The sequence below is a fragment of the Actinoplanes sp. DH11 genome (genome assembly GCF_020873875.1).
GTDB lineage: Bacteria > Actinomycetota > Actinomycetes > Mycobacteriales > Micromonosporaceae > Actinoplanes.
Genome location: NZ_JAHWGU010000004.1, coordinates 84,359 through 105,308, shown reverse-complemented (window position 1 = coordinate 105,308; position 20,950 = coordinate 84,359). Strand labels below are relative to the sequence as shown.

Sequence of the window (20,950 nt, the reverse complement as noted above, 5' to 3'; positions counted from 1 at the left end):
CGGTGGGCCCCGTACGCGTAGTTCGTGTCCTGTCGATCTGGCGTGGCCCAGCCTAATAGGGGTTTCCGGTGCCGGGCAGGCGCCCGCGCAGCAGCCCACCCGCCCGTCCCGGCATGTCGGCGTCGCCGCGCAGCGGTGGGCTGCTGGTGTGCGCACGCTCGGCGAGGCCGGTGACCAGCTCGCGCAACGCGGTGAGCGCGTCGGTCCGTGGACGCCAGCCGAGTTCGGCGGCCGCGCGGTCGCAACTCATCAGCGGCGCCTTCAGACCCAGGCGCACCCACCCGCGATCCACCGGCTGAAGACGCAGCCACCAGCTGAGCGCGGCGGCACCCTCGAGGGCAACACCGGGCACCGGCACGCGTACGCCGTGGAAAGCGCGCGCCGCCACCGCGGGATCCAGGACCGGACCGGCGGCCAGGTTGAAAGCGCCGCGGACGTCGGCGCGCAGAACCGAGTGGTACGCCTCCGCCACGTCATCCGCGTGCACCGCCTGCATCCGCAGATCCGGGTGGTCCGGCAGCACCGGGATCCAGCCGAACCGGAGCAGCCGGGCCGGCAGCAGCGGACCCGCGAAGTAGCGGCCGATCTCGGTGCCCGCGACCCGCTGGAAGATCAGGCCGGGCCGCAGCCGGACCACCCGCAACGTGGGATGGTCGGACTCGATCTCGTCGAGCATGCGTTCGACGAGGGCCTTGTGCCTGCTGTACGAGGATTCGATCACGCCGGTGCGCCGCCACTCCTCCGTGACGAACGCCTGCTTCGGGCCGGGCGCGTAGACGCCCACCGACGACGCCTGCACCAGCGTCGACACGCCCGCGCGCAACGCCGCCCGGAAGATCGCCCGGCTGCCGAGCACGTTCGTCTCGTAGAGTCGCCGCTGATCGTGGCTGGGCTGGATCTGCCACGCCAGGTTCACCACCGCGTCGGCGCCCTGGAAGATCGAGGTCAGTCGGCCGGTCGCGTCGTCCGCGCCCACGTCGACCGCATGCCAGTCGGTGGCCGGGTACGGATCGGGCGGCACCCGGCGCGAGATGCCCGTGACCTCGATGTCGGATTCGGTGCTCAGGCGGCGCAGCAGGGCGGTTCCGGCGTTGCCGCTGGCCCCCACGATCACTACACGCATGTGAATGGCGGTACCCCCGGTGGGTCGGTTGAACCGCCCTCGTTCGTCGGGGTGTGCTCGTTTGTTGCGTGTCCCTTGTTTGTTGCGTGGCCGGTCCCGGTCTGCTCGGCCGGTGAGTTCAGTCCGCCGTGTTCGCGTGTTTTTTGGCCGCTCGGCCGGCGTAGACGCGGTCGGTGATGAACGGCAAAGCATTCGACAGCAGGATCGCGGCACGATACTTCCCGGGCACGACAACCCGGCGGCGCGGCCGTTTCAAGACCCGTTCCACGGCGTCCGCGACGATTTCCGGGCCCGGCAGGCCGGAACGGTGGGCGGTCAGCTCGGTGGCGATGAAACCGGGTTCGATCAGACTCACACCGATCCCGGTGCCCGCGAGTTCCCGGCGAACCGAGTCGTTGATGCCGCGCAACCCGAACTTGCTCGCCGAATAGGCCCCGCCGATGCCGATCTCACCGGCCACCGAACCGATGTTCACGATCGCGCCGGAACCCTGCCCGCGCATCACCGGAACCACCGCGCGCATCAGCCGGATCGGGGCCAGCAGATTTACCTCGATAATCGTGCGGACCGCCGCGTCGTCGGCCAGCACCGAGGCATCACCGCCGACCCCGGCGTTGTTGACGAGCGCGTCAACCCGGCCGGTCAGTTTCACCGTCCGCCCGACCAGCGCGCCCGCGCCGGCCGGATCGGCCACGTCGGTGGGCACCACATGCGCGGTGCCACCGGCGGCGCGGATCTCCCCAGCGAGAGCTTCCAGCTCAGCGGCGCGGCGCGCGGCCAGGACGGTTGTCCAGCCGCGGCCGGCCAGGCGTAGTGCGGTCGTCCGGCCGATGCCGCTGGACGCTCCGGTCACGATGACGACCGTCACTGGCCCTCCCGCTTTTCGTATCCGCTTGGTCGGCGCTCGTTGTGGTCGGCGCTTGTTGTGTCTAGCGCTTGTCGTGGTCAGCGCTTGTTGTGGTACGCCTCCACGACGTGGCTCGGGATCCGGCCACGCTCCGAGACAGTGTGCCCGTTCTTGTTCGCCCACTCGCGAATCGCCTGGTTCTGATCGCGGCTCGACCGGCTGGAACTGGCCGGAGCCGCCCGGCGTGCTGCCGTCGGAACGTTACCGTTCCGCCCCAGTCGGGTGGCTGCGGAGAGGTACGGCTCGAGCGCTTTCCGCAACTTGCCGGCGTTCTTCTCGGACAGGTCGATCGTGTAGTTCACGCCGTCCAGCCCGAATTCCACAGTACGGTCGGCCTCACCGCCGTCAAGGTCGTCGGTGAGAAGGGTAATTACCTGCTTGGCCATGTGTTGGGCGCTCCTACAGCGAAGTCATTCGGTTCGACGATACGAATCGCCGTCGTCACATTCATTCTGTCGCGCCCGCGGTATCAAGTGCAAATTGCCCGTTCTGGCATGTCGCAATTGCAGGCTCTTTTCACGGCGCTGAATGTGTTGTAGCGTGGACCCGTGGGAGCGCTCCCAGGCGGTGTGGGGAGTTGATCGCCGGAGCGTGCCCAGCTTAGACCCGAGCCGCCTCGTCGCCGATCCTCCGGTGCCGGGGCGGTTCGCCGTTCCTTCCCGGTTCTTCCGAATTCCTCCCGTTTTTGCGGTGCGGTGCGGTGCGGTGCGCGGCGGTGCGGTACGCGGCGCTGCGGTGCGGTGCGCGGCGGTGCGCGGCGGTGCGCGGCGCTGCGGTGCGGTCGCGGAGAGCTCGGGGTGCTTGGCGGTGGCGGATCTCGGGTTCCGGCGGCGGGCTCTTCGCACGGTGGCGCCAGGGGTGCGGGTGGGTGTGATGGGCGGCCGGTTCCCCCAGGTGGTCGCCGACTCTTCCGGTGATCGCGGCGTCTTCGGGCGATCGAGGCGCCTTAGGGTGGTTGTGGCGTCTGCGGGAGGTTGCGGCCTCTCCGGGGGGCTGCGTCGTATCCGGGTGGTTGAGGCGTCTTCGGGTGGTTGAGGCTTGTTCGGGTGGTTGGGGCGCACCGCGGCATGATGGCGGGTGATCGCGGCCTTCAGCAGTCGGTTCGGCAGGTCCGGCCATAGCGATTCCGCTATTTCTGCTCGTATGCGACCGCGCGACTCACGCCGCTCGTATGGCCATCAACCGCTTCCATCCCTGGCGATCATTGCCGGCTCGTGCAGGTGTTCGTCCACGAGTGGTGTCAGCGCCCGTAACCGCACGTTTGGTCCAGCGGGCTGTCACTGGTGGTTGTGGGAAGCGCTCTCAGGCGACCGTGGGTGACAGCTGGGTCGGCCGGCTGTCGCTGGTGGTTGTTGTGAGCGCTCTCTGACAACCGTGGGTGACAGCTGGGTTCGGTTGGCTGTCGCTGGTGGTTGTCGGAGGCACCTTGAAACCGTCGTGGGTGTCACCCGGGCGCAGCTGGCTGGCTGTCATGGGTGGCTGTGGGGAGCGCTCTCGGGCGACCGTGGGTGACAGCTGGGTGGGGCTGGCTGTCATGGGTGGCTGTGGGGAGCGCTCTCGGGCGACCGTTGGTGACAGCTGGGTGGGGCTGGCTGTCACCGGTGGCTGTTGGGAGTGGTCTCCGGCAGCCGTGGGTGACAGCCGGGCCCGATCGGCCCGTGCTCGTGGTTGCGGTGACAGCTCCGCAGGATCCCGACCACAAGCCGGGCCACCGGGCGTACTCGGCCGGCACGGTGGCTGAGACACACGGTGAGCAGCGCGAGGGGTGCACGCTGAGACGCGGGGAAGAGGGGCCGGGGTGAGCGGCGCGACGGGTGCACGCTGAGACGCGGACAGTGGGACGCGCGGCGACCGGCGCGAGGGGTGCACGCTGAGCCCCGGGAGGGTGGTGTGCGTTGAGCGGCAGGGCTGGGGCGCTCGGTGAGCTTTCGCCTGGTCTGATGCCGTGCGCATCGGGGGTCAGAGCAGCTCGAGCAACCCGAAACCGTCCTCGATGATCTCGTCCGGGGGTGGCCATGCGGCGGGGTCCTCGCCGGCGGTGCGGGCGGAAGGCATCAGGAGGGCCTTGCCGATGTCGGCGCGGCGGGCGCAGAGGATGTCGCGGCGGCGGCTGTCGCCCACGAACCAGCAGTCGGTCGCGGGGAGGCGGAGGGCGTCGGTGGCGTTCCAGATCATCTGCGGATTGGGTTTGCGGACGCCGGCCTCGTCGCTGTAGATCTGCGTCACGAAAAGGTAGCCCACACCCTTTTTGTCGAGGAAGTCGCGATGGGCGGCACCGGAGAGCGTGTTGCTGACGACCGCCATCGCGATGCCGCGTTCGGTCAGGGCGGACAGCGCCTCCGGGATGCCGGGCCGCAGCTGCCAGCCGTCGCGCCAGGCCCAGTCGTAGCTGACTCGCGCTACGGAGGGGCGTACCCGTGCCTGTGCCTCAGTCGGCCAGTCGTGGATCACGAAGCGTTCCCAGACCTCCGCCTGTGGCAGCTCGTCCGGCCAGTCCTCGTCGCGCCAGGCGGCGTAGGCCGCGGCGCCCTCGGTGAGCGAACGCTGGATCTCGCCGGGGGTGAGCGCGCCCTTGATCAGGTTGAAGAGGCGCAGCACGAGCTCGGGCGGGGCGGTGCGCTGCGGCGGCGCGTCGGCGAGAACGCCGCCGAAGTCGAAGAGAACCGCGGCGGGCATCAGCGGCTCCCCAAGGTCCACGCGCGGACGCCACCGACGATCCCCGCGGTGTTCGGCACCACCACCACGTCGTCGCCCATCCGGGCCAGCTGTGCCGGGGTGATCAGGCGACTGTTGCCGCCGCCGAGGTAGACCCGGTCCCAGAGGAAGACCGGCCGCAGACCTTCGATCACGTTGCGGACCCGGCGTGACCAGAGCGCGTCCCCGAGCCGGCGGCGTTCGTGCTCACCGATGTACGTGTCGTAGGACATCCCCCAGCGTACCGGCGCCTGCGACATCTCCAGGTGCGGCGCCAGTTCGCCGCCGTCGAAGAGGGCGCAGCCCAGGCCGGTGCCGAGGGTCAGCACCAGTTCGCAGCCGGTTCCCGCGACCACCCCGGCGCCGTGCACCTCGGCGTCGTTGAGCACCAGGGTGGGCAGGCCGAACGCGTCGGCCAGGGCGGTGCGCGCGTCGAACCCCCGCCACGCCTGCACCAGGTCCGGGTCCACCTTGGTGCGCGGCCCGCTACGGGTGACGTAGTGCGGGGTTGCCACCACCACGCCGTGCCGGATCATGCCGGGCATCCCGACGGTGACGCGGTCGGCGGCCGGCAACTGTTCGCCCAGGCCCACAAGCGTTTTGACGAAGAGTTCGGGCGGCAACGGGTACGGTGTCGGCACCCGGATCGGTTGTGCCCGCATCGTGCCGGCTTCGTCCAGGACCGAGCCCTTGATGCCGCCGCCGCCACAGTCGATCGTCAGGGTGAAAGCCACGCGGCCAGTGTGCATGTCGACCACCTCCCGGCACAGCAATTGTGACGGGCGTGCCGCTATCCCGCCTCTTCCGCCCAGACGCGCCAGTTGTCAAGTACGCCGTGCAGTGCCGGTGTCAGCCAGCCGGGCGCGGACCGCCGGAAGACGCCGGGGTCCATCGAGCCCGCACCCGAGGGCAGGGCCCCGACCAGGTGCGGGACGAGTTCGCCGAGGTTGGCCCAGTGCACCAGCTCCGGTTCGGTGGGCCAGGCGCCGAGGACGACCCGGGCGTGCACGCCGCGCCGGTGCAGCGCCTCCAGGGTGAGCGCGGTGTGGTTGAGCGTGCCGAGCCCGGCCCGCGCCACGACGATCATGTTGGCGCCCAGCGTGGTGGCGAGGTCGGCGAACGTCCACGCCTCGCCGGACGGCCGCAGCCCCATCGGCACGAGCAGGCCGCCGGCGCCTTCGACCAGGACGAGGTCGTGCTTGCCGGCTTCCGCGCGGACGGCGTCGGCGACGGCGGACAGGTCGAGCGGGGGCAGGCCGGCGACTTTCGCGGCGGCCAGCGGCGCCAGCGGTTCCGGGTACTCGGCGAGCGTGCGCACCGTCTCCGGCCCGGCCAGCCGGGTGATCACCTCGGCGTCGGTGGGCGAGCCGGTGGCCACGCCGGTCTGACCGGGTTTGATCACAGCAACGCGGAGTCCGGCGGCCTGCGCGGCGGCCGCGATCGCGGCGGTGGTGATGGTTTTGCCGACCTCGGTGTCGGTGCCGGTGACCAGGACGATCCCGTGCCACTCGTCGGTGCCGGCCCGGCTCGGCGCGGGCTCCGGCTCGCCGGCCTGCGCGGCCAGCTCACTGTCGATCTCGGCCGCGAGGGATTCGCCGTCGACGTCGATTTCGGTCAGTGGCTCCGCCTGCTCGGGGGACAGAACCGGCGCCTCCGGCGGAAGGGGCAAAAGCGGCGGATCGGCGTCCGGCTGGGTGGGTGGAGCGGTGGCGAGCGGAGACGGTACGCCCAGAATACGTCCCCCACCACGCGCCCGGAACGCGCCGTGACCCGCCGTAATGGCATCGCGGCCGCGCCCCGGCATCGCCTCCGGCAGCCCGCGCCCACCGCGCGACTCCCGCGCCGGCACCGCGTCGGGCAGGCCGTGGCCGCCTCTCCGCGCGTCCCGTGACGGCACCGCGTCGGGCAGGCCGTGCCCGCCTCCCCGCGCGTCCCGTGACGGCACCGGGTCGGGCAGGCCGTGGCCGCCGCGGCGCGGCTCCCGTGCCGGTGGCGTCGCCGGACGCCCGGCGTAGTAGGTCTCCGAGGGGGGATCGGCGGTCATGGTGCGCACTCCACAAGCACATCCAGGGCGTGGGCGAAATCGGTCGCCGGGACGCCCGCGTTCAGGGTCAGCCGGAGCCGGGAGCTGCCGTCCGGCGTCGAGGGGGGCCGGAAACAGCCCACCGCGACCCCGCGGTCGCGGCAGTCGGCGGCCCAGGCGACGGCTGCCTCCGGGCCGGGCGCGGGCACCGAGAGGACCCCGGCGGCCGGGTCGCGCAGGTCGAAGCCGGCGGCGCGCAGGCGGGCCGCGATGCGGGCGCCCCGGCGGGTCAGCACGTCGCGCCGGTCGTCGGCGGAGCGGGCCACCCGCACCGCGGCGAGGACGCCGGCGACCACGGCCGGTGGTGGCGCGGTGTCGTAGATGAAGGTGCGGCCGGTGTCGACCAGGTGGCGGGTGAACGCCTCCGGGCCGGCGACGACGCCACCGGCACCACCCAGCGCCTTGGAGAGCGTGGCGGTGACGAGCACGTCGGGGCGGCCGGCCAGCCCGGCGGCGGCGACCCCGCCGGAACCCTCGTCGCCGAGCAGGCCGAGCGCGTGCGCGTCGTCGACGATCAGCAGGGCGCCGCGCGCCGAGGTGACGTCGTGCAGGGCGGCCAGGGGGGCCAGGTCGCCGTCGACCGAGAAGACCGACTCGGTGACCACGGCGGCCCGGCCGGGGTGGGCGTCGAGGATGGCGGCGACGGCGGCGGGATCGTTGTGCGGTGCGACCCGGACCGGCCGGCCGGCCGACTTGCAGCCGTCGATGAGCGAGGCGTGGTTGTAGGCGTCCGACACGATCAGGTCGCAGACCGCGGCGACGCCCCGGATCGCGGCCAGGTTGGCCAGGTAGCCGGAGGAGAAGACCAGGGCGCTCTCGGCGCCGAGCCAGCCGGCCAGAGTCTCCTCGAGACGGGCGTGCGCCTCGGTGGAGCCGCGGACGAGGCGGGATCCGGTGGCGCCCAGCCCGTACGCCAGAAGCGCCTCGCCGGCGGCGGCCACCACGTCGGGGTGCGCGGAAAGGCCCAGGTAGTCGTTGCCGGCCAGGTCGACCACGGTGTCTCCGGCGGCCCGGGGCCGCAGCCGACGGGTCAGCCCGGCCTTGGCCCGTTCACGGGCCAGGCCGTCGATCGCCTCCAACCAGCCGGCCAAGACACCCCCAGAGATCACGAGACCCGGAAACTACCACCCACCACCGACAGTCCTTGCCGGGCCGGGAACTCTGTAGGGTACGGGCATGCCAGACATCCTCGACCGGGCGCGGACCCGGGTGCTCGATGCCGGTGCCGGCCTCACCGAGTCGGAGATCCTTGAGGTTCTCCAGTCGCCGGACCACGACCTGCCCGCGTTGTTGCAGCTGGCGCACGATGTGCGGATGAAGTGGTGCGGCCCCGAGGTCGAGGTGGAGGGGATCATCTCGCTCAAGACCGGCGGCTGCCCGGAGGATTGCCACTTCTGTTCGCAATCGGGTCTTTTCTCGTCCCCCGTCCGGGCCGTCTGGCTGGACATTCCCTCTCTGGTGGAGGCCGCCAAGCAGACCGCCGCCACCGGGGCCACCGAGTTCTGCATCGTGGCCGCCGTCCGCGGGCCGGACAAGCGCCTGATGGACCAGATGCGGGCCGGCGTCAAGGCGATCAAGGAAGCGGTCGACATCCAGGTCGCCGCGAGCCTCGGCATGCTCAGCCAGGAGCAGGTCGACGAGCTTGCCGAGATGGGTGTGCACCGTTACAACCACAACCTCGAGACCTGCCGTTCCTACTTCCCGAACGTGGTGACCACGCACTCCTGGGAGGAGCGCTGGAGCACGCTGAAGATGGTCCGCGAGTCCGGCATGGAGGTCTGCTGCGGCGGCATCCTGGGTCTGGGTGAGACGGTCGAGCAGCGTGCCGAGTTCGCCGCGCAGCTGGCCGAGCTGGACCCGCACGAGGTGCCGCTCAACTTCCTGAACCCGCGTCCGGGCACGCCGCTGGGTGACCGCCCGGTCGTGGAGGGCAAGGACGCCCTGCGCGCGATCGCCGCCTTCCGGCTGGCGATGCCGCGGACCATCCTGCGGTACGCGGGCGGCCGCGAGATCACCCTGGGCGACCTGGGTACGCGTGACGGCCTTCTCGGCGGCATCAACGCGGTGATCGTCGGCAACTACCTGACCACCCTGGGCCGGCCCGCCACCGCCGACCTGGAGCTTCTTCAGGACCTGAAGATGCCGGTCAAGTCGTTGTCGGCCACGTTCTGATGTTCTGCGACAGGTGTGGTCTGCCCGCGGCCGAGGGCGACCACACCGCCTGCGCGGCCGCGCGGGAGCTGGAGCCGCCGCGCTTCTGCCCGCACTGCCGCCGCCGGATGAAGGTCCAGGTGGTCCCGACCGGCTGGACGGCGGCCTGCGTCGAGCACGGCACCACACAGGGCTGACCGGAACAAATGGCAAGGCGGCGACGTCAGGTTTGAAGCTCAGCCAGGACTCCTGTCAGGTTTCGGCGCGGAGCGCCGAAACCCGTGGGGAGCAGGAGTCTCGTTGCCGACCGGCTGGGCCGTCGTCGGCATCGTCACGCTGATCAGCGCGCCGTCGCGTTCGATCCGGCCGGCGCCGAGCCGGCGCAGGGTGCGCAGCATCGCCACGTTGTCCGCGCCGGTGTGCGCGACCACCGCCGCGAGCCCGGATCGCCTGGCGTGCGCGAAGAGCCGGCGCAGCAGGGCCGTGCCCAGGCCGCGCCGCTGCCAGACGTCCTCGATCAGCAGCGCCACCTCACCGAGGTCGCCCTCGGTGATCAAGTTGGCGGCCGCCACCACGGCGCCGGCCGGGGTGGTCGCGACGAGGGTGGTGCCGCCGGCCGGTTCGAGCAGCCGGCGCAGGCGCGCGTCGCCGGGGACGGTGCCGGTCAGGTACCGGCGGTGCAGCGTCTCGGCGGAGCAGGCCTCGTGCAGCTCGCGGAGCGCGGTGAGGTCGTGCTTCGTGGCCGGGCGCAGCACCAGTTCGGCGCCGTCGGCCAGCAGCACGGTGACCTGGTCGCGCTGCTGGCGCACCAGCGCACCGGCGATCTCGACCAGGGCCTGCGCCCGGGCGTACTCGGCGGGGGTGAAGGCGGGCAGGGCGCGGAGCACCTCGTACGCCCCGCCGGCCGGGTCGGTGAGCGTCATCCGTCCGCCGTGGAAGCCGGACGGTTCGCCGGCGGTGCCGGGGCGCCACCGCACCTCGGTCGCGTCGAGCAGCGCGACGAGCGTCTCGCCGAGCGTGTCCGGTTCGTGCATGAGGCGGCCGGCCAGTGCCAGCGCCCGGGTGGGCTGGTCGGCCAGACCCTGCGCCTCGGCCCGGGTGACGAAGGCGTCCCGCCCGCGGCCCTTGAGCACGGCGGCCAGGACGTCCGCCTCGGTGAGCGAGTCGGGCGCGTCGACGAGGAAGTCGTCGACCGCGCCCTCCTCGGTGGTGTGCACCTGGACGGCGAGGATGTTCACCGACCGCAGGGCGAGGCTCGCGGTCAGCACGGAGAGGTAGCCGGGACGGTCGTCGACCGTGGCCCGGATCCGCCACAACGCCATGCCAGGCACTCCTTCCGTGCGTCGATCGCGGTACGCACTCAAGGCTGCACCGGCGTTGTTACCCGGGTGTTGCTTTACCTGCGATTTCCGCGTTAGAACGATCACAGGCGGTCATGGTCGTCACACCACCTGGTCGGCGTGGGCGGGCGGCACGATGGCGTCGAGGCGGTCACCGAGGATGACGGCGGCGGCGCGGACCAGCTGGGCGACCCGGTCGACCTCGGTCACGTGGAAGGCGGCGGCCGGCATGTCCTGGTCGTCGGAGCGGGCCAGGAGCAGGACGAGCCCGCCGCGGCCGAACGGGGCGACCGCGTAGCGGGCGCCGCCGGGCTCGGCGAACGGCCGCGCCCGCAGCGGGGTGACCTCGGGGAGTCGCAGCGGGGACGGCGCACGCCAGCTCGCGTAGACCACGTGCGGCTGTCCAGCCGTGCCGGTGCCGTTGCGCGACGCCCAGTCGGCCGGGACGAGGGCGGCGGCGGCCCAGTCGGCGGCGAGCAGGCCGGGCATCGCGTCGACCAGGGTGGCGAGGCCGTCGGCCGGGTTCGCGGCGACCTGGGCGAGGAGTTCGGCGTCGTGGCCGCCGCCGATCGGTGCTCCGATGGCCTTCCAGACGCCGTCGACCTGGACGCCCGGGATGGCGGCCAGGCCGGCGAGGAGGCGTTCGACGCGGGACGCGCCCGGCCACACGACGGTGAAGTCGTCGACGGCCCGGCCGCCGAGCCGTTCCAGCACCACGACCTGGACGATGTCGGCGCCGGCGACCCCGAGGGTGCGCGCGACCTGTCCGAGGGCGCCGGGACGGTCCGGCAGGGTGACTCGTACCCGCAGCAACATGAAACTCCTCCCGTCGCGACCGCCGGTGCCGGCGTTCTCGGTGGTCAGCCTGCACACCGGGCGTTTCGGACCGATTGCACCGCCGTGTCCCGCCCGTCAAGACACGCCGGGATCACCCGGTCGTGCGGACCGGCGGGCGGCGTGGGCCGGACGGGGGACGGTGCGGCCGGGGGCCGGGGACGGCGCGGGCCGGCGGGTTAGGGTCGGTGAATGATCTGCCAGGCCTGCCGGGAGCGGCGGCACGACGACTGCCGGGGCGGCTCGTGGTGCGACTGCCAGCACCGCCCGCCGGAGCCGACGCCGCCGGTGACCGGCCCACCCGGCCCATGACGGCCCTGCACACCTGGCCCGCGCCGCTGCTGGAGCTCTATCCGCGCAATCCGGCGTCCACCTTGCGGGTGAACTTCATCGCCAGCGCGGACGGCGCGGTCACCGTCGACGGTCTTTCCGCCGGATTGCAGGGCCCGGGCGACAAGGAGATCTTCGACTCGCTCCGGACGGTGTGCGACGCCCTCGTGGTGGCCGCCGGTACGGTCCGGGCGGAGAACTACGATGCGTTACGCCTCACCCCGGAGGCCCGGCGGTGGCGGCTGGCTGCCGGGCTCACCGAGTTCCCGCTCATGGTGATCGTCTCCGGCAGTCTGGATCTCGACCCTGAGCAGCTGGTCTTCGCGGACGCGCCGGTCCGTCCCGTCGTGCTGACCCACCGGTCGGCGCCCGCCTCGCCGATCTCGGAGGTCGCCGAGGTGATCGCTGTCGGTGACGATCGCGTCGATCTCGCCGCGGGGGTGGAGCTGCTGCGCGAGCGGGGTGCCGGCCAGCTGCTCTGCGAGGGCGGGCCCGGCCTGCTCGGCTCGCTGATCGCCGCCGACCTGGTGGACGAGCTCTGTCTCACGGTCGCGCCGTTGCTGGCCGGTGGCCAGGCCGGGCGCATCGCCCACGGCCCGGGCGGGCCACCGCGGCGGATGTCGCTGCGCCACGTGCTGACCCGCGAGGACATGCTTTTCCTGCGGTACGCGCGAAGCACCTGACCACCCCGCCGGTCCAGGACGCCGTCGCCTGCGATGCGGAGACCAGAGCCGGCCGATCGGTCTCCATCGGTTCGGCTTCAGGCGCGCCTCCGACCGGTGATCAAGATCTTGTGCGTAACTCTGTGGATGGACACCAGAAGTTGTGGACAACGGATGCGACGGGCATTTTGTCGTACACCTGAGGCAACATGATCGACGTGTCTGACGAAACTTCCCCCGTCGGGCGGGTGCTCGGAACAGCGGACGCCACGCCGTTGCAGTTCTGGACGGCCGTGGCGCCCGGGAGCTACCTGCAACTCGACGATGTCGTGGTGACCCAGCGTGACCTGCCGGACCGCGAACCGGTCACGATCGCCGGGGTGGTGACCCAGGTGCGCGCGCGGCACGAGGGCGCCCAGTTCGACTCGGACGTGTTCGCCATCGCCGACGGCACGCTGCCGGCCATGGTCCAGGAGGCTGCCGAGATCACCACCACCCGCGTCGACCCGGAGCTCTACGTCCCGCCCGCGCCGGGCGCGATCGTGCACCGGGCCACCGGCGAGGCCCGCGACGCCGCGCTGCACTTCGACCGGATGGAGCGCCGCGTCCCGATGGGCACCGGCCGGGACGGCGTGCCGGTCTTCCTCAACGCCGACTTCCTGGACGGCACCCGCGGCGCCCACGTGTCGATCTCCGGCATCTCCGGCGTGGCCACCAAGACCAGTTTCGCGACGTTCCTGCTCTACTCGGTGTTCCGCTCCGGGCAGCTGGGCGCGGACGGCGCCAACGCGCGCGCCCTGATCTTCAACGTCAAGGGCGAGGACCTGCTCTTCCTCGACCACCCCAACACCAAGCTCGACGAGAACACCACGAAGGCGTACGCGCTGCTGGGTCTGCCCGCGGCGCCCTTCCCGGACGTCCGGGTCTACGCGCCGCCGCGCGCCGGCGACTCCTCCGGCGCGCCGGATGTGAGCAGCCGGCTGACCGGCGTCGACTCGTTCTACTGGACGCTCGAGGAGTTCTGCTCGCTCAAGCTGCTGCCCTACGTCTTCGCCGACGCCGACGACGAGCGCCAGCAGTACACGATGGTCGTGCACTCGGTGACCGCCCACCTGAACCGCTACGCGGTCCCCGCCGAGGGCGGCGTCAGCATCGACGGCAAGCGGATCGGGTCCTACCAGGAGCTGGTGGACCACGTCGTCGAGCAGCTGACCGAGGACGAGACCCGGTCCACCTGGGCCGGCAGCGCGGTCAACATGGGCACGGTCAACGCGTTCGCCCGCCGTCTGATCAACAGCAAGCGTGACCTGTCCCGGCTGATCCGCGGCGACCTGGCCTCACGCCGGCCGCACCAGATCAAGACCGCGGCCAGCGCCCAGGTCACCGTCGTCGACCTGCACAACCTGCCGGACCGGGCGCAGCGGTTCGTGGTCGGCGTGACGCTGAAGACCGAGTTCGAGGAGAAGGAGAAGTCCGGCACCGGCCGGCCGCTGCTCTTCGTGGTCCTCGACGAGCTCAACAAGTACGCACCCCGTGAGGGCAGCTCCCCGATCAAGGAGGTGCTGCTGGACATCGCCGAGCGCGGCCGCTCACTCGGGGTGATCCTGATCGGCGCGCAGCAGACCGCGAGCGAGGTGGAGCGGCGGATCGTCACCAACTCGGCGATCCGGGTGGTCGGCCGGCTCGACCCGGCCGAGGCCTCCCGCCCGGAGTACGGTTTCCTCCCGCCGGCGATGCGGCAGCGCGCGCTGCTGGCCCGGCCCGGCACGATGTTCGTCAATCAGCCGGACATCCCGGTGCCGCTCTGCGTGGAGTTCCCGTTCCCGGCCTGGGCGACCCGCAAGTCCGAGTCCGGCCCCCCGCCGGCCGAGACGCTGCGCTCGATCGTGCAGGCCGCCGACCCGTTCGCCGTGGTGGGCAGCGGTGGCGGCGGCTCCGACGACGACATCCCGTTCTAGGTCTAAGGTTTCGCGATGCGCATCCTGCACACCTCCGACTGGCACGTCGGCAAGGTCCTGAAGGGCCGCAACCGACAGGACGAGCACATCCGGGTCCTCGCCCAGGTGGTCGAGATCGCCCAGGCGGAGCGCCCCGACCTGGTGATCGTCGCCGGTGACCTCTACGACACCGCGGCGCCGACCGCCGACGCGACCCGGCTGGTCACCCGGGCCCTGTCGGCGTTGCGCAAGACGGGTGCGCGGGTGGTGGCGATCGGGGGCAACCACGACAACGGTGCGGCCCTGGACGCGCTGCGCCCCTGGGCGGACGCGGCCGGCATCGAGCTCCGCGGGTCGTACCCGAAAGGCGATCTGGCCGACCTGCTGATCGAGGGAACCACCCAGGGTGGGGAGCGCTGGCGGCTGGTCGCCCTGCCGTTCCTCTCCCAGCGGTACGCGATCCGCGCCGCCGAGATGTACGACCTGTCCGCCGCCGAGGCCAACCAGACCTACGCCGACCTGGTGGCCCGGCTGATCGCCAAGCTCAGCGAGTCGTTCGCCGAGCCGGGCGTGGTCAACCTGCTCACCGCGCACCTGACGATCGTCGGCGCGAGCACCGGCGGCGGCGAGCGGGAGGCGCACACCATCATGGGGTACGCGGTCCCCGCCACCGTCTTCCCGCCGAACGCGCACTACGTCGCCCTCGGCCACCTGCACCGCACCCAGCAGGTGATCTCGCCGTGCCCCACGCGGTACAGCGGCAGCCCGCTGGCCGTCGACTTCGGCGAGGAGGAGAACGTCTGCTCGGTCGCGGTCGTCGACGTCTCCGCCCACCAGGCCGCCCGGGTCCGCGACGTGCCGGTGACCTCGGCGCTCACCCTGCGCACGGTGCGCGGCTCGCTGGAGCAGCTCGCCAAGGTGAACCTGCCGGACGCCTGGCTGCGTGTCCTGGTCCGGGAGGTGCCCCGCCCCGGCCTCCGGGAGGACGTGCAGGAGCTCCTGCCCAACGCGCTGGAGGTGCGGATCGACCCGGACATGCTGCCGGACCGCACCCGGGAGCGCACGGCCGAGCGGGCCGGCCGGTCCCCGCGCGAGTTGTTCGGTGACTACCTGGACAGTCGTGGCAACGCCGAGGACGGCGTCCGCGAGCTCTTCGACGAGCTGTACGACGAGGTGAGCAGCAACCAATGAGGCCACTGAGGCTCGACATGGCCGGCTTCACGGTGTTCCGCGACCCGACCACCGTGGATTTCACCGACGCCGACTACTTCGTCCTGGTCGGCCCGACCGGCTCGGGCAAGTCGACGGTGCTCGACGCGATCTGTTTCGCCCTCTACGGCACGGTCCCGCGGTGGGGCGGCGCCCGGGGCATCGGCAACGCGCTCGCCCCGTCGGCGGTGGAGGCGAAGGTGCGCCTCTGCTTCGAGTCCGCCGGTGACCGCTACATCGCGACCCGGGTGGTCCGCCGGGACGGCCGGGGCAACGTGAAGACGGCGGGCGCCGGCCTGCAGCTGATGCCGCCCGGCTTCGACGTCACCAAGCTGGACACCGGCATGGACCTGGACGACCTGGGCGAGGCACTGGCCGGCACCCCGGCGGAGATGGACCGGGCGGTGCTCGACGCGGTCGGGTTGCCGTACGAGCAGTTCACCAGTTGCGTGGTGCTGCCGCAGGGCCAGTTCGCCGACTTCCTGCACGCCAAACCGGCCACCCGCCAGCAGATCCTGGTCAACCTGCTCGGCCTGCACGTCTACGAGGAGGTGCAGGTCAAGGCGGCCGAGCGGGGCAAGACCGCCGAGGCCAAGCTGAGCGTGGTGGAGCAGCAGCTCGGCACTCTGGCGGACGCGACGGACGACGCGGTGGAGGCGGCCGCGGCGACGCTCGCCCGGATGCGCGACCTGACCCGGGCGGTGGAGGACGCCGTTCCGGGGCTGCGGGTGGCCCGCGAGGCGGAGAGCGCCGCCGTCGGCGCCCGCGACACGATCGACGCCGAGCTGGCGGCGCTGTCCTCCGTGCGTACCCCCGCGGGTCTGTCCGAGGCGACCGGCGCGACCACCGCCGCCCGCACCGCCGCCGAGCAGGCGGCGCGTGAGGTGCACGCGGCCGAGGAGGCGGAGGAGAAGATCCGCGGCGAGCTGGCCGCGGCGGGTGACGCCGGCACGCTGCGGCTGATGCTGGACCGGCACACCGAGTTGCAGCGCCTGGTCGAGCAGGAGGACTGGTTCGCGGGCAAGGTCTCGGTCGCCGAGGTGGAGTACCGTGACGCCGCCGCGGCCGCCGAGCTCGCCCAGTCCGAGCACACCGGCGCGCAGCAGCTGCTGGAGCAGGCCCGCCAGGACTACCGGGACGCCCAGCAGCTCGACCGGGCCGCCGCCCTGCGCGGTCACCTGGTGGCCGGGCACGACTGCCCGGTGTGCGAGCAGCCGGTCCGGGTGGTCCCGGAGGTGCCGCAGGAGTCCGCGGTGCGCCTCGCCGAGGCGGCCGGCGCCGCGGCGCGTGAGGCGGCCGAGCGCGCGGCGGCCCGCTGGCGGGAACGCGACGCGGTGGCCCGCAACCTGGAGAGCGATCTGGAGCGCAAGCGCGGGCAGTACGAGCATCACCGCTCCCGCCTGGCCGAGGTGCGCGCCGCGGTGGCCGACCTGCCCGACGTGGACGCGGTCCGGGCCCGGCTGGCCGAGGTCGGTGCGTTGCAGGGCCGGCTGGAGGAGGCGGCCGCCGGTGTCCGTGCGGGCCGGGAGGCGCACCGCCGGGCGCAGTCCGCGGTCCGTGCCGCCGAGGACCAGCAGCGTGCCGCGTGGCGCACCTTCGACACGGCCCGGGACGGTCTGGCCCGGTTCGAGCCGCCGCCGGCCGACCGGGACGACCTGGCCGGCGCCTGGCAGACCCTGGTCGGCTGGGCGGCCGGGGAGCACGCCGCCCGCTCGGCGGCCCGCGCCGAGGCGGAGGCCGCGGTGGCCGCCGCGCACGAGTCGACGGTCCAGGTCTACACGTCGATCGTCGCCCTCTTCACCGAGGCGGGCCTGAACCCGCCGGGCGGCCCGGCGCCGGGCGTCACCCGGCCCGGTGTGTCGGCGTCGCGTGCGGCGGAGCGCAGCGCCTCGGTGGCCGATGCCGAGGCGGGCCTGATCCGGGCGGCCGCGGTGGCCGCGGAGCGTGCCGAGGCGGCCTGGCAGCGGCTGGTCGAGCGGCGGCAGGAGGCCACCGACGCGGCCGAGCAGCGCAACGCGCTCCAGCAGCAGAGCCGGGTGGCGAAATCGCTGGCCGGGCACCTGCGGGCAAACAACTTCGAGCGCTGGCTCCTGGAGGAGGCACTCGACGTGCTCGTCGACGGCGCCTCCGGGATCCTGCGGGAGCTCACCAACGGGCAGTACGAGCTGATCCACGACAAGGGCGAGTTCTTCGTGGTCGACCACCACGACGCGGGCCTGCGGCGCGGGGTCCGCACGCTGTCCGGCGGCGAGACGTTCCAGGCGTCGCTGGCGCTCGCGCTGGCCCTCTCCGAGCAGCTGGCCGGGATGAGCACGACCGCGGCCAGCCTGGAGTCGATCGTGCTGGACGAGGGCTTCGGCACCCTGGACGCCGCCACCCTGGACGTGGTCGCCGCGACGCTGGAGAACCTGGCGGCCCGCGGTGACCGGATGGTCGGGCTGGTCACCCACGTGCAGGCGCTGGCCGAGCGGGTGCCGGTCCGGTTCGAGGTGCACAAGGACGCGCGTACCGCCCACGTCGAAAGGTCGGGCCTGTGACGAGGATGTTCGTGGATGCGTGGGATCCGTCCTACGGTTCGTCGTTCGAGGGCGGCGAGGGCGGTGGCGACGGCCCGGCCTCGGCCAGCAGCGCCCAGGTCGATGTGGACGTCGAGGTGCCGGCCGCCGAGTGGGCGCCGATCGACGCCTCGAGTGCGGTCCGCCCGCCGGACGTGGTGTTCCTGGTCGACGGTGTGCGGCGCAACGACGCCCAACTGTGGACCGAGGAGGAGGACGGCACCTCCTACGCCGGCCTCGCCGCCTCGTACGCGGCCGGGGTGGTCCGTTGCGATCTGGCCCGGGGTGTGGCCGAGCTGGCCGGCGCGCGGGTCAAGCGGGGCCTCTTCACCGCCAGCCCGTCGGTGGGGGACATGCGGGCCAGTTCGGTGCTCTACGAGGTGCACCGGGTCAACGGCACCGGGGAGGCGAGCAAGCTGCAGGCTGCCGTGCAGCCGCCGCTCACCGCTCTGGAGATCGACATCTCGGCGGAGGCCCGCAGCGGGGGTTCGGACGGCGCCGATCTGCTGATCGTGGACGGTCCACTGCGCAACCGGCGTCACCTGCCGCGCACGATCGGCTATGTGAAGACCCAGCAGAAGCAGTATCTTCCGGCCGCCCAGCAGGCGGTGGTGCCGCGGTTGCGCCACGGTCAGCGGACCCCGGTCTTCGGGCTCGGCGGTGGGCTGCTGGGCGGCTTCTCGTGGTACCTGCGCCTCCCCAACTCGACGGGTGCGCCCTGGTCCGGTGTGGTGCGGGTGGAGTGCTCGCCGGACCTGTCACCCGATCAGGCGATCGAGCTGGCCGAGCTGTCCGGTGTGACGCTGCCGCGGTTCGCGTCGGCGGCGTACAAGGATCCGCGCGCACCGCAGAACCTGGTGCCGATCGCCGGGCTGGAGCGCCGGTTGCGCGGGATGCTGGGCGATGCCCGGGTGCTGCACCGGGCGCTCGCGCTCGAGACGGCGCGGAGCCGGTGGTGAGGCGTCTCACCATGTGCGCCGCGCCTCCCATCAGATGATCAACAGTCCTGATTCGTGGGACCGGGCGCGGGAGGCCTCGCCGTGTCCTTTCAGAACGCGCGAAGTTGACCTCGACTTGGTCGCTGCGTGTGATCGGGAATGAGATCAGGAGGCGCCGGAGCAGCGCCATTGGGAATGGGAGCGCTCCCGCCGGTCCGGCCCGGCAATCCGGCCGAGTGGCATTCCGGGGTCACCCGAACGGTTCTCGAACCCGTCATTCACCACTTGTTACTCCCTTGGATCCACGCTACGAAATCGTAGGTTCACGCTACGAGATCGCGCTCTCCCGCGTACGGGAGAATTATTCTCGCGACCATGTCTGAGCCCCCGTGTCACTGAGTATTATTCCGCCTTACCTGGCGTCCGAATCGGCGTAGATCAATACGGAGAGTGATCCGCGACCGGTACGCCTCACGATCACGATCGCAGCGGAGGACCGTTGAGACCGAGTGTCCCGGAAAATCTCGCGCCGGCATTGATCCCGGCAGGGCCCCCCAGCCGTAACTCAGGCGACGGGGAAAGGTCCGGGCGGAGGTATCGATGCATGCGGTGGCCGAGGATCGGCTCGCGCCGGAGAGGGTGCTTGTGATGGCACGGCAACACTCCGGTGGTAGGTGGCAGGCTCTCGACGGTGGGAACCACTCGCGCGACGAGGGCACGGTGATCCCGCGGCAGGCGCCGCGGCACGAAGCCACTCCGAGCAACAGTCCCAGTCACGAGGACACGCTGGTCAAGATGCTCTACGAGGAGCACGCGGGCCCGCTGCTGATGTTCGTGCTGCGGCTGACCGGCGGTGACCGGCAGCGCGCCGAGGACATCGTGCAGGAGACGCTGCTGCGGGCCTGGCGCAACGCGCACCGGCTCGGCGCGCAGGGCCAGCAGTCGCTGCGGCCGTGGCTTGTCACGGTGGCCCGGCGGATCGCCATCGACGAGCACCGCAGCGCCAACGCGCGCCCCGCCGAGACGTACGATCGGGAGCTGGAGAGCTTCCCGACCACGTCCGACGAGACCGACAAGGTCCTGCAGTCGATGACGGTGTCGGACGCGCTCCGGCAGTTGAGCCACTCGCACCGGGAGATCCTCATCGAGACGTACTTCCGCGGACGTACCGTCCCCGAGGCGGCGGAGGCGTTGAACCTCCCGCTCGGCACGGCGAAGTCGCGGGTCTACTACGCTCTCCGGGCGTTGCGCACGGCTCTGCAGCAACGGGGGGTGACGGAATGACCCAGGAACAGCATTACGACGTGGCGTCGTACGCCCTCGGCGTGCTCGACGACCGGGATGCCGCCCGCTTCGAGGACCACCTCATCGAGTGCCCGCAGTGCGCGCTCGAGCTGGAGTCCTTCGTCCAGGTGGCGGACGTGCTGGCGGATGTCGACGCGGAGGCGCTGATCGCCGCGGAGCACTCCGAGCGCGACGGCCAGGTGCTCAACCGGATGCTCAGCGAGGTCCGCACCGAACGCCGCCGGGCGAACAGCCGCCGCCTCTACTCGCTCGCCGCCGCGGTCGTCGTCTTCGCGATGCTCTCGATCGGCGCGCTCTTCGCCGGCGGCCGCTGGCTCGGCCCCGACGCGACGGCGCCGGAGACCGGGGCGCAGAGCAGCAGCAGCAGCAGCCAGCTCGACCCGCTGCCCAACTCCGACGGCGTCGGCCTCGGCGGCACCGAGCTGCCCGGCGAGCCGTTCAGCGGCAGCGATCCACGCACCGGCGTGGCGATGGCGGTCGGTCTGGAGAGCAAGGACTGGGGCACCCAGGTCTCCTTCGCGGTCTCCAACATCACCGGCCCGAAGAAGTGCGGTCTCTACGCGGTCCGCACCGACGGCACCGCCGAGCTGCTCGCCAGCTGGGACATCGGGGACAAGGGCTGGGGCACCGCGGCGAACCCGTCGCCGCTCCTGCTCCAGGCGGTCACCAGCACCACGCGTGAGGACATCGCCCACCTCCAGGTGCAGGAGATCACCGGGAACGGCCCGGGAGACACCCTGGTTCGCGTTCCGTAACCATCCGACGACAGAAAGGCCCGGCCGCATCAGCGGCCGGGCCTTTCTGCGCGTAGCGGTCATCTCTTCACGTACGGGAGGACCGGATGGTTCAACGGAAAAATTCCCAATTTGATCGAGCCGAATG

The 20,950-nt window shown here is 72.0% G+C and carries 18 protein-coding genes; 9 read left to right on the top strand and 9 right to left on the bottom strand.

All coding sequences use genetic code 11. The features are described 5' to 3' along the window. Positions 1-52: 52 nt before the first annotated feature. The 7 genes from LPA41_RS07590 to LPA41_RS07560 all read right to left on the bottom strand — a co-directional run bounded on the left by LPA41_RS07590 (position 53) and on the right by LPA41_RS07560 (position 7,898). Complete coding sequence (locus LPA41_RS07590) at positions 53-1,123, bottom strand: NAD-dependent epimerase/dehydratase family protein (RefSeq protein WP_229069225.1); 1,071 nt, start codon at positions 1,121-1,123, stop codon at positions 53-55. Positions 1,124-1,241: 118 nt separating this feature from the next. Further along, positions 1,242-1,991 (bottom strand): SDR family oxidoreductase, encoded by a 750-nt coding sequence (locus LPA41_RS07585; RefSeq protein WP_229069224.1) that lies wholly within the window; start codon positions 1,989-1,991, stop codon positions 1,242-1,244. A 77-nt stretch (positions 1,992-2,068) separates the two neighbouring features. Further along, complete coding sequence (locus tag LPA41_RS07580) at positions 2,069-2,416, bottom strand: Lsr2 family protein (protein WP_229069223.1); 348 nt, start codon at positions 2,414-2,416, stop codon at positions 2,069-2,071. A gap of 1,573 nt (positions 2,417-3,989) precedes the next feature. After that, positions 3,990-4,706: an HAD family hydrolase gene (locus LPA41_RS07575; protein ID WP_229069222.1), complete on the bottom strand. Its 717-nt coding sequence runs from the start codon at positions 4,704-4,706 to the stop codon at positions 3,990-3,992. Beyond that, positions 4,706-5,458, bottom strand: a complete 753-nt coding sequence (locus tag LPA41_RS07570) for an ROK family protein (RefSeq protein WP_229069221.1) — start codon at positions 5,456-5,458, stop codon at positions 4,706-4,708. Before LPA41_RS07570 ends, LPA41_RS07575 begins: the two co-directional genes overlap by 1 nt. A gap of 56 nt (positions 5,459-5,514) precedes the next feature. Continuing rightward, positions 5,515-6,288, bottom strand: coding sequence for a dethiobiotin synthase (gene bioD / locus LPA41_RS07565; RefSeq protein WP_229069457.1), 774 nt, complete (start codon positions 6,286-6,288; stop codon positions 5,515-5,517). Positions 6,289-6,764: 476 nt separating this feature from the next. After that, on the bottom strand, positions 6,765-7,898 hold the full coding sequence (locus LPA41_RS07560) for an 8-amino-7-oxononanoate synthase (protein ID WP_229069220.1): 1,134 nt from the start codon (positions 7,896-7,898) through the stop codon (positions 6,765-6,767). 85 nt (positions 7,899-7,983) lie between these two features. On the opposite strand from LPA41_RS07560, the gene bioB reads away from it, so the two are divergent. Next, positions 7,984-8,979: a biotin synthase BioB gene (bioB, locus tag LPA41_RS07555; RefSeq protein WP_229069219.1), complete on the top strand. Its 996-nt coding sequence runs from the start codon at positions 7,984-7,986 to the stop codon at positions 8,977-8,979. Further along, positions 8,976-9,155 (top strand): hypothetical protein, encoded by a 180-nt coding sequence (locus LPA41_RS07550; RefSeq protein WP_374238129.1) that lies wholly within the window; start codon positions 8,976-8,978, stop codon positions 9,153-9,155. The genes bioB and LPA41_RS07550 overlap by 4 nt, the downstream gene beginning before the upstream one ends. A gap of 39 nt (positions 9,156-9,194) precedes the next feature. Here the strand turns inward: LPA41_RS07550 and LPA41_RS07545 are convergent, their stop codons facing one another. Beyond that, positions 9,195-10,280 (bottom strand): GNAT family N-acetyltransferase, encoded by a 1,086-nt coding sequence (locus tag LPA41_RS07545; protein ID WP_229069217.1) that lies wholly within the window; start codon positions 10,278-10,280, stop codon positions 9,195-9,197. A 120-nt stretch (positions 10,281-10,400) separates the two neighbouring features. Further along, positions 10,401-11,114, bottom strand: coding sequence for an amino acid-binding protein (locus tag LPA41_RS07540; protein WP_229069216.1), 714 nt, complete (start codon positions 11,112-11,114; stop codon positions 10,401-10,403). 326 nt (positions 11,115-11,440) lie between these two features. On the opposite strand from LPA41_RS07540, the gene LPA41_RS07535 reads away from it, so the two are divergent. The 7 genes from LPA41_RS07535 to LPA41_RS07505 all read left to right on the top strand — a co-directional run bounded on the left by LPA41_RS07535 (position 11,441) and on the right by LPA41_RS07505 (position 20,823). After that, positions 11,441-12,145, top strand: coding sequence for a pyrimidine reductase family protein (locus LPA41_RS07535; RefSeq protein WP_229069456.1), 705 nt, complete (start codon positions 11,441-11,443; stop codon positions 12,143-12,145). A gap of 188 nt (positions 12,146-12,333) precedes the next feature. Further along, a complete protein-coding gene (locus LPA41_RS07530) occupies positions 12,334-14,082 on the top strand; it encodes an ATP-binding protein (RefSeq protein ID WP_229069215.1) in 1,749 nt (582 codons plus the stop codon). A gap of 15 nt (positions 14,083-14,097) precedes the next feature. Next, complete coding sequence (locus LPA41_RS07525; protein WP_229069214.1) at positions 14,098-15,252, top strand: exonuclease SbcCD subunit D; 1,155 nt, start codon at positions 14,098-14,100, stop codon at positions 15,250-15,252. Then, positions 15,249-17,807 carry an AAA family ATPase gene (locus LPA41_RS07520; protein ID WP_229069213.1) on the top strand — a complete coding sequence of 853 codons (2,559 nt, stop codon included), beginning with the start codon at positions 15,249-15,251 and terminating at the stop codon, positions 17,805-17,807. Before LPA41_RS07525 ends, LPA41_RS07520 begins: the two co-directional genes overlap by 4 nt. After that, positions 17,804-18,784 (top strand): hypothetical protein, encoded by a 981-nt coding sequence (locus tag LPA41_RS07515; protein WP_229069212.1) that lies wholly within the window; start codon positions 17,804-17,806, stop codon positions 18,782-18,784. The genes LPA41_RS07520 and LPA41_RS07515 overlap by 4 nt, the downstream gene beginning before the upstream one ends. Positions 18,785-19,363: 579 nt before the next feature. Then, positions 19,364-20,047 carry a sigma-70 family RNA polymerase sigma factor gene (locus LPA41_RS07510; protein WP_229069211.1) on the top strand — a complete coding sequence of 228 codons (684 nt, stop codon included), beginning with the start codon at positions 19,364-19,366 and terminating at the stop codon, positions 20,045-20,047. Then, the gene (locus LPA41_RS07505; protein WP_229069210.1) at positions 20,044-20,823 is read left to right on the top strand and encodes a zf-HC2 domain-containing protein; all 780 of its coding nucleotides are present in this window, start codon (positions 20,044-20,046) and stop codon (positions 20,821-20,823) included. The genes LPA41_RS07510 and LPA41_RS07505 overlap by 4 nt, the downstream gene beginning before the upstream one ends. The last annotated feature ends 127 nt before the right edge of the window (positions 20,824-20,950 follow it).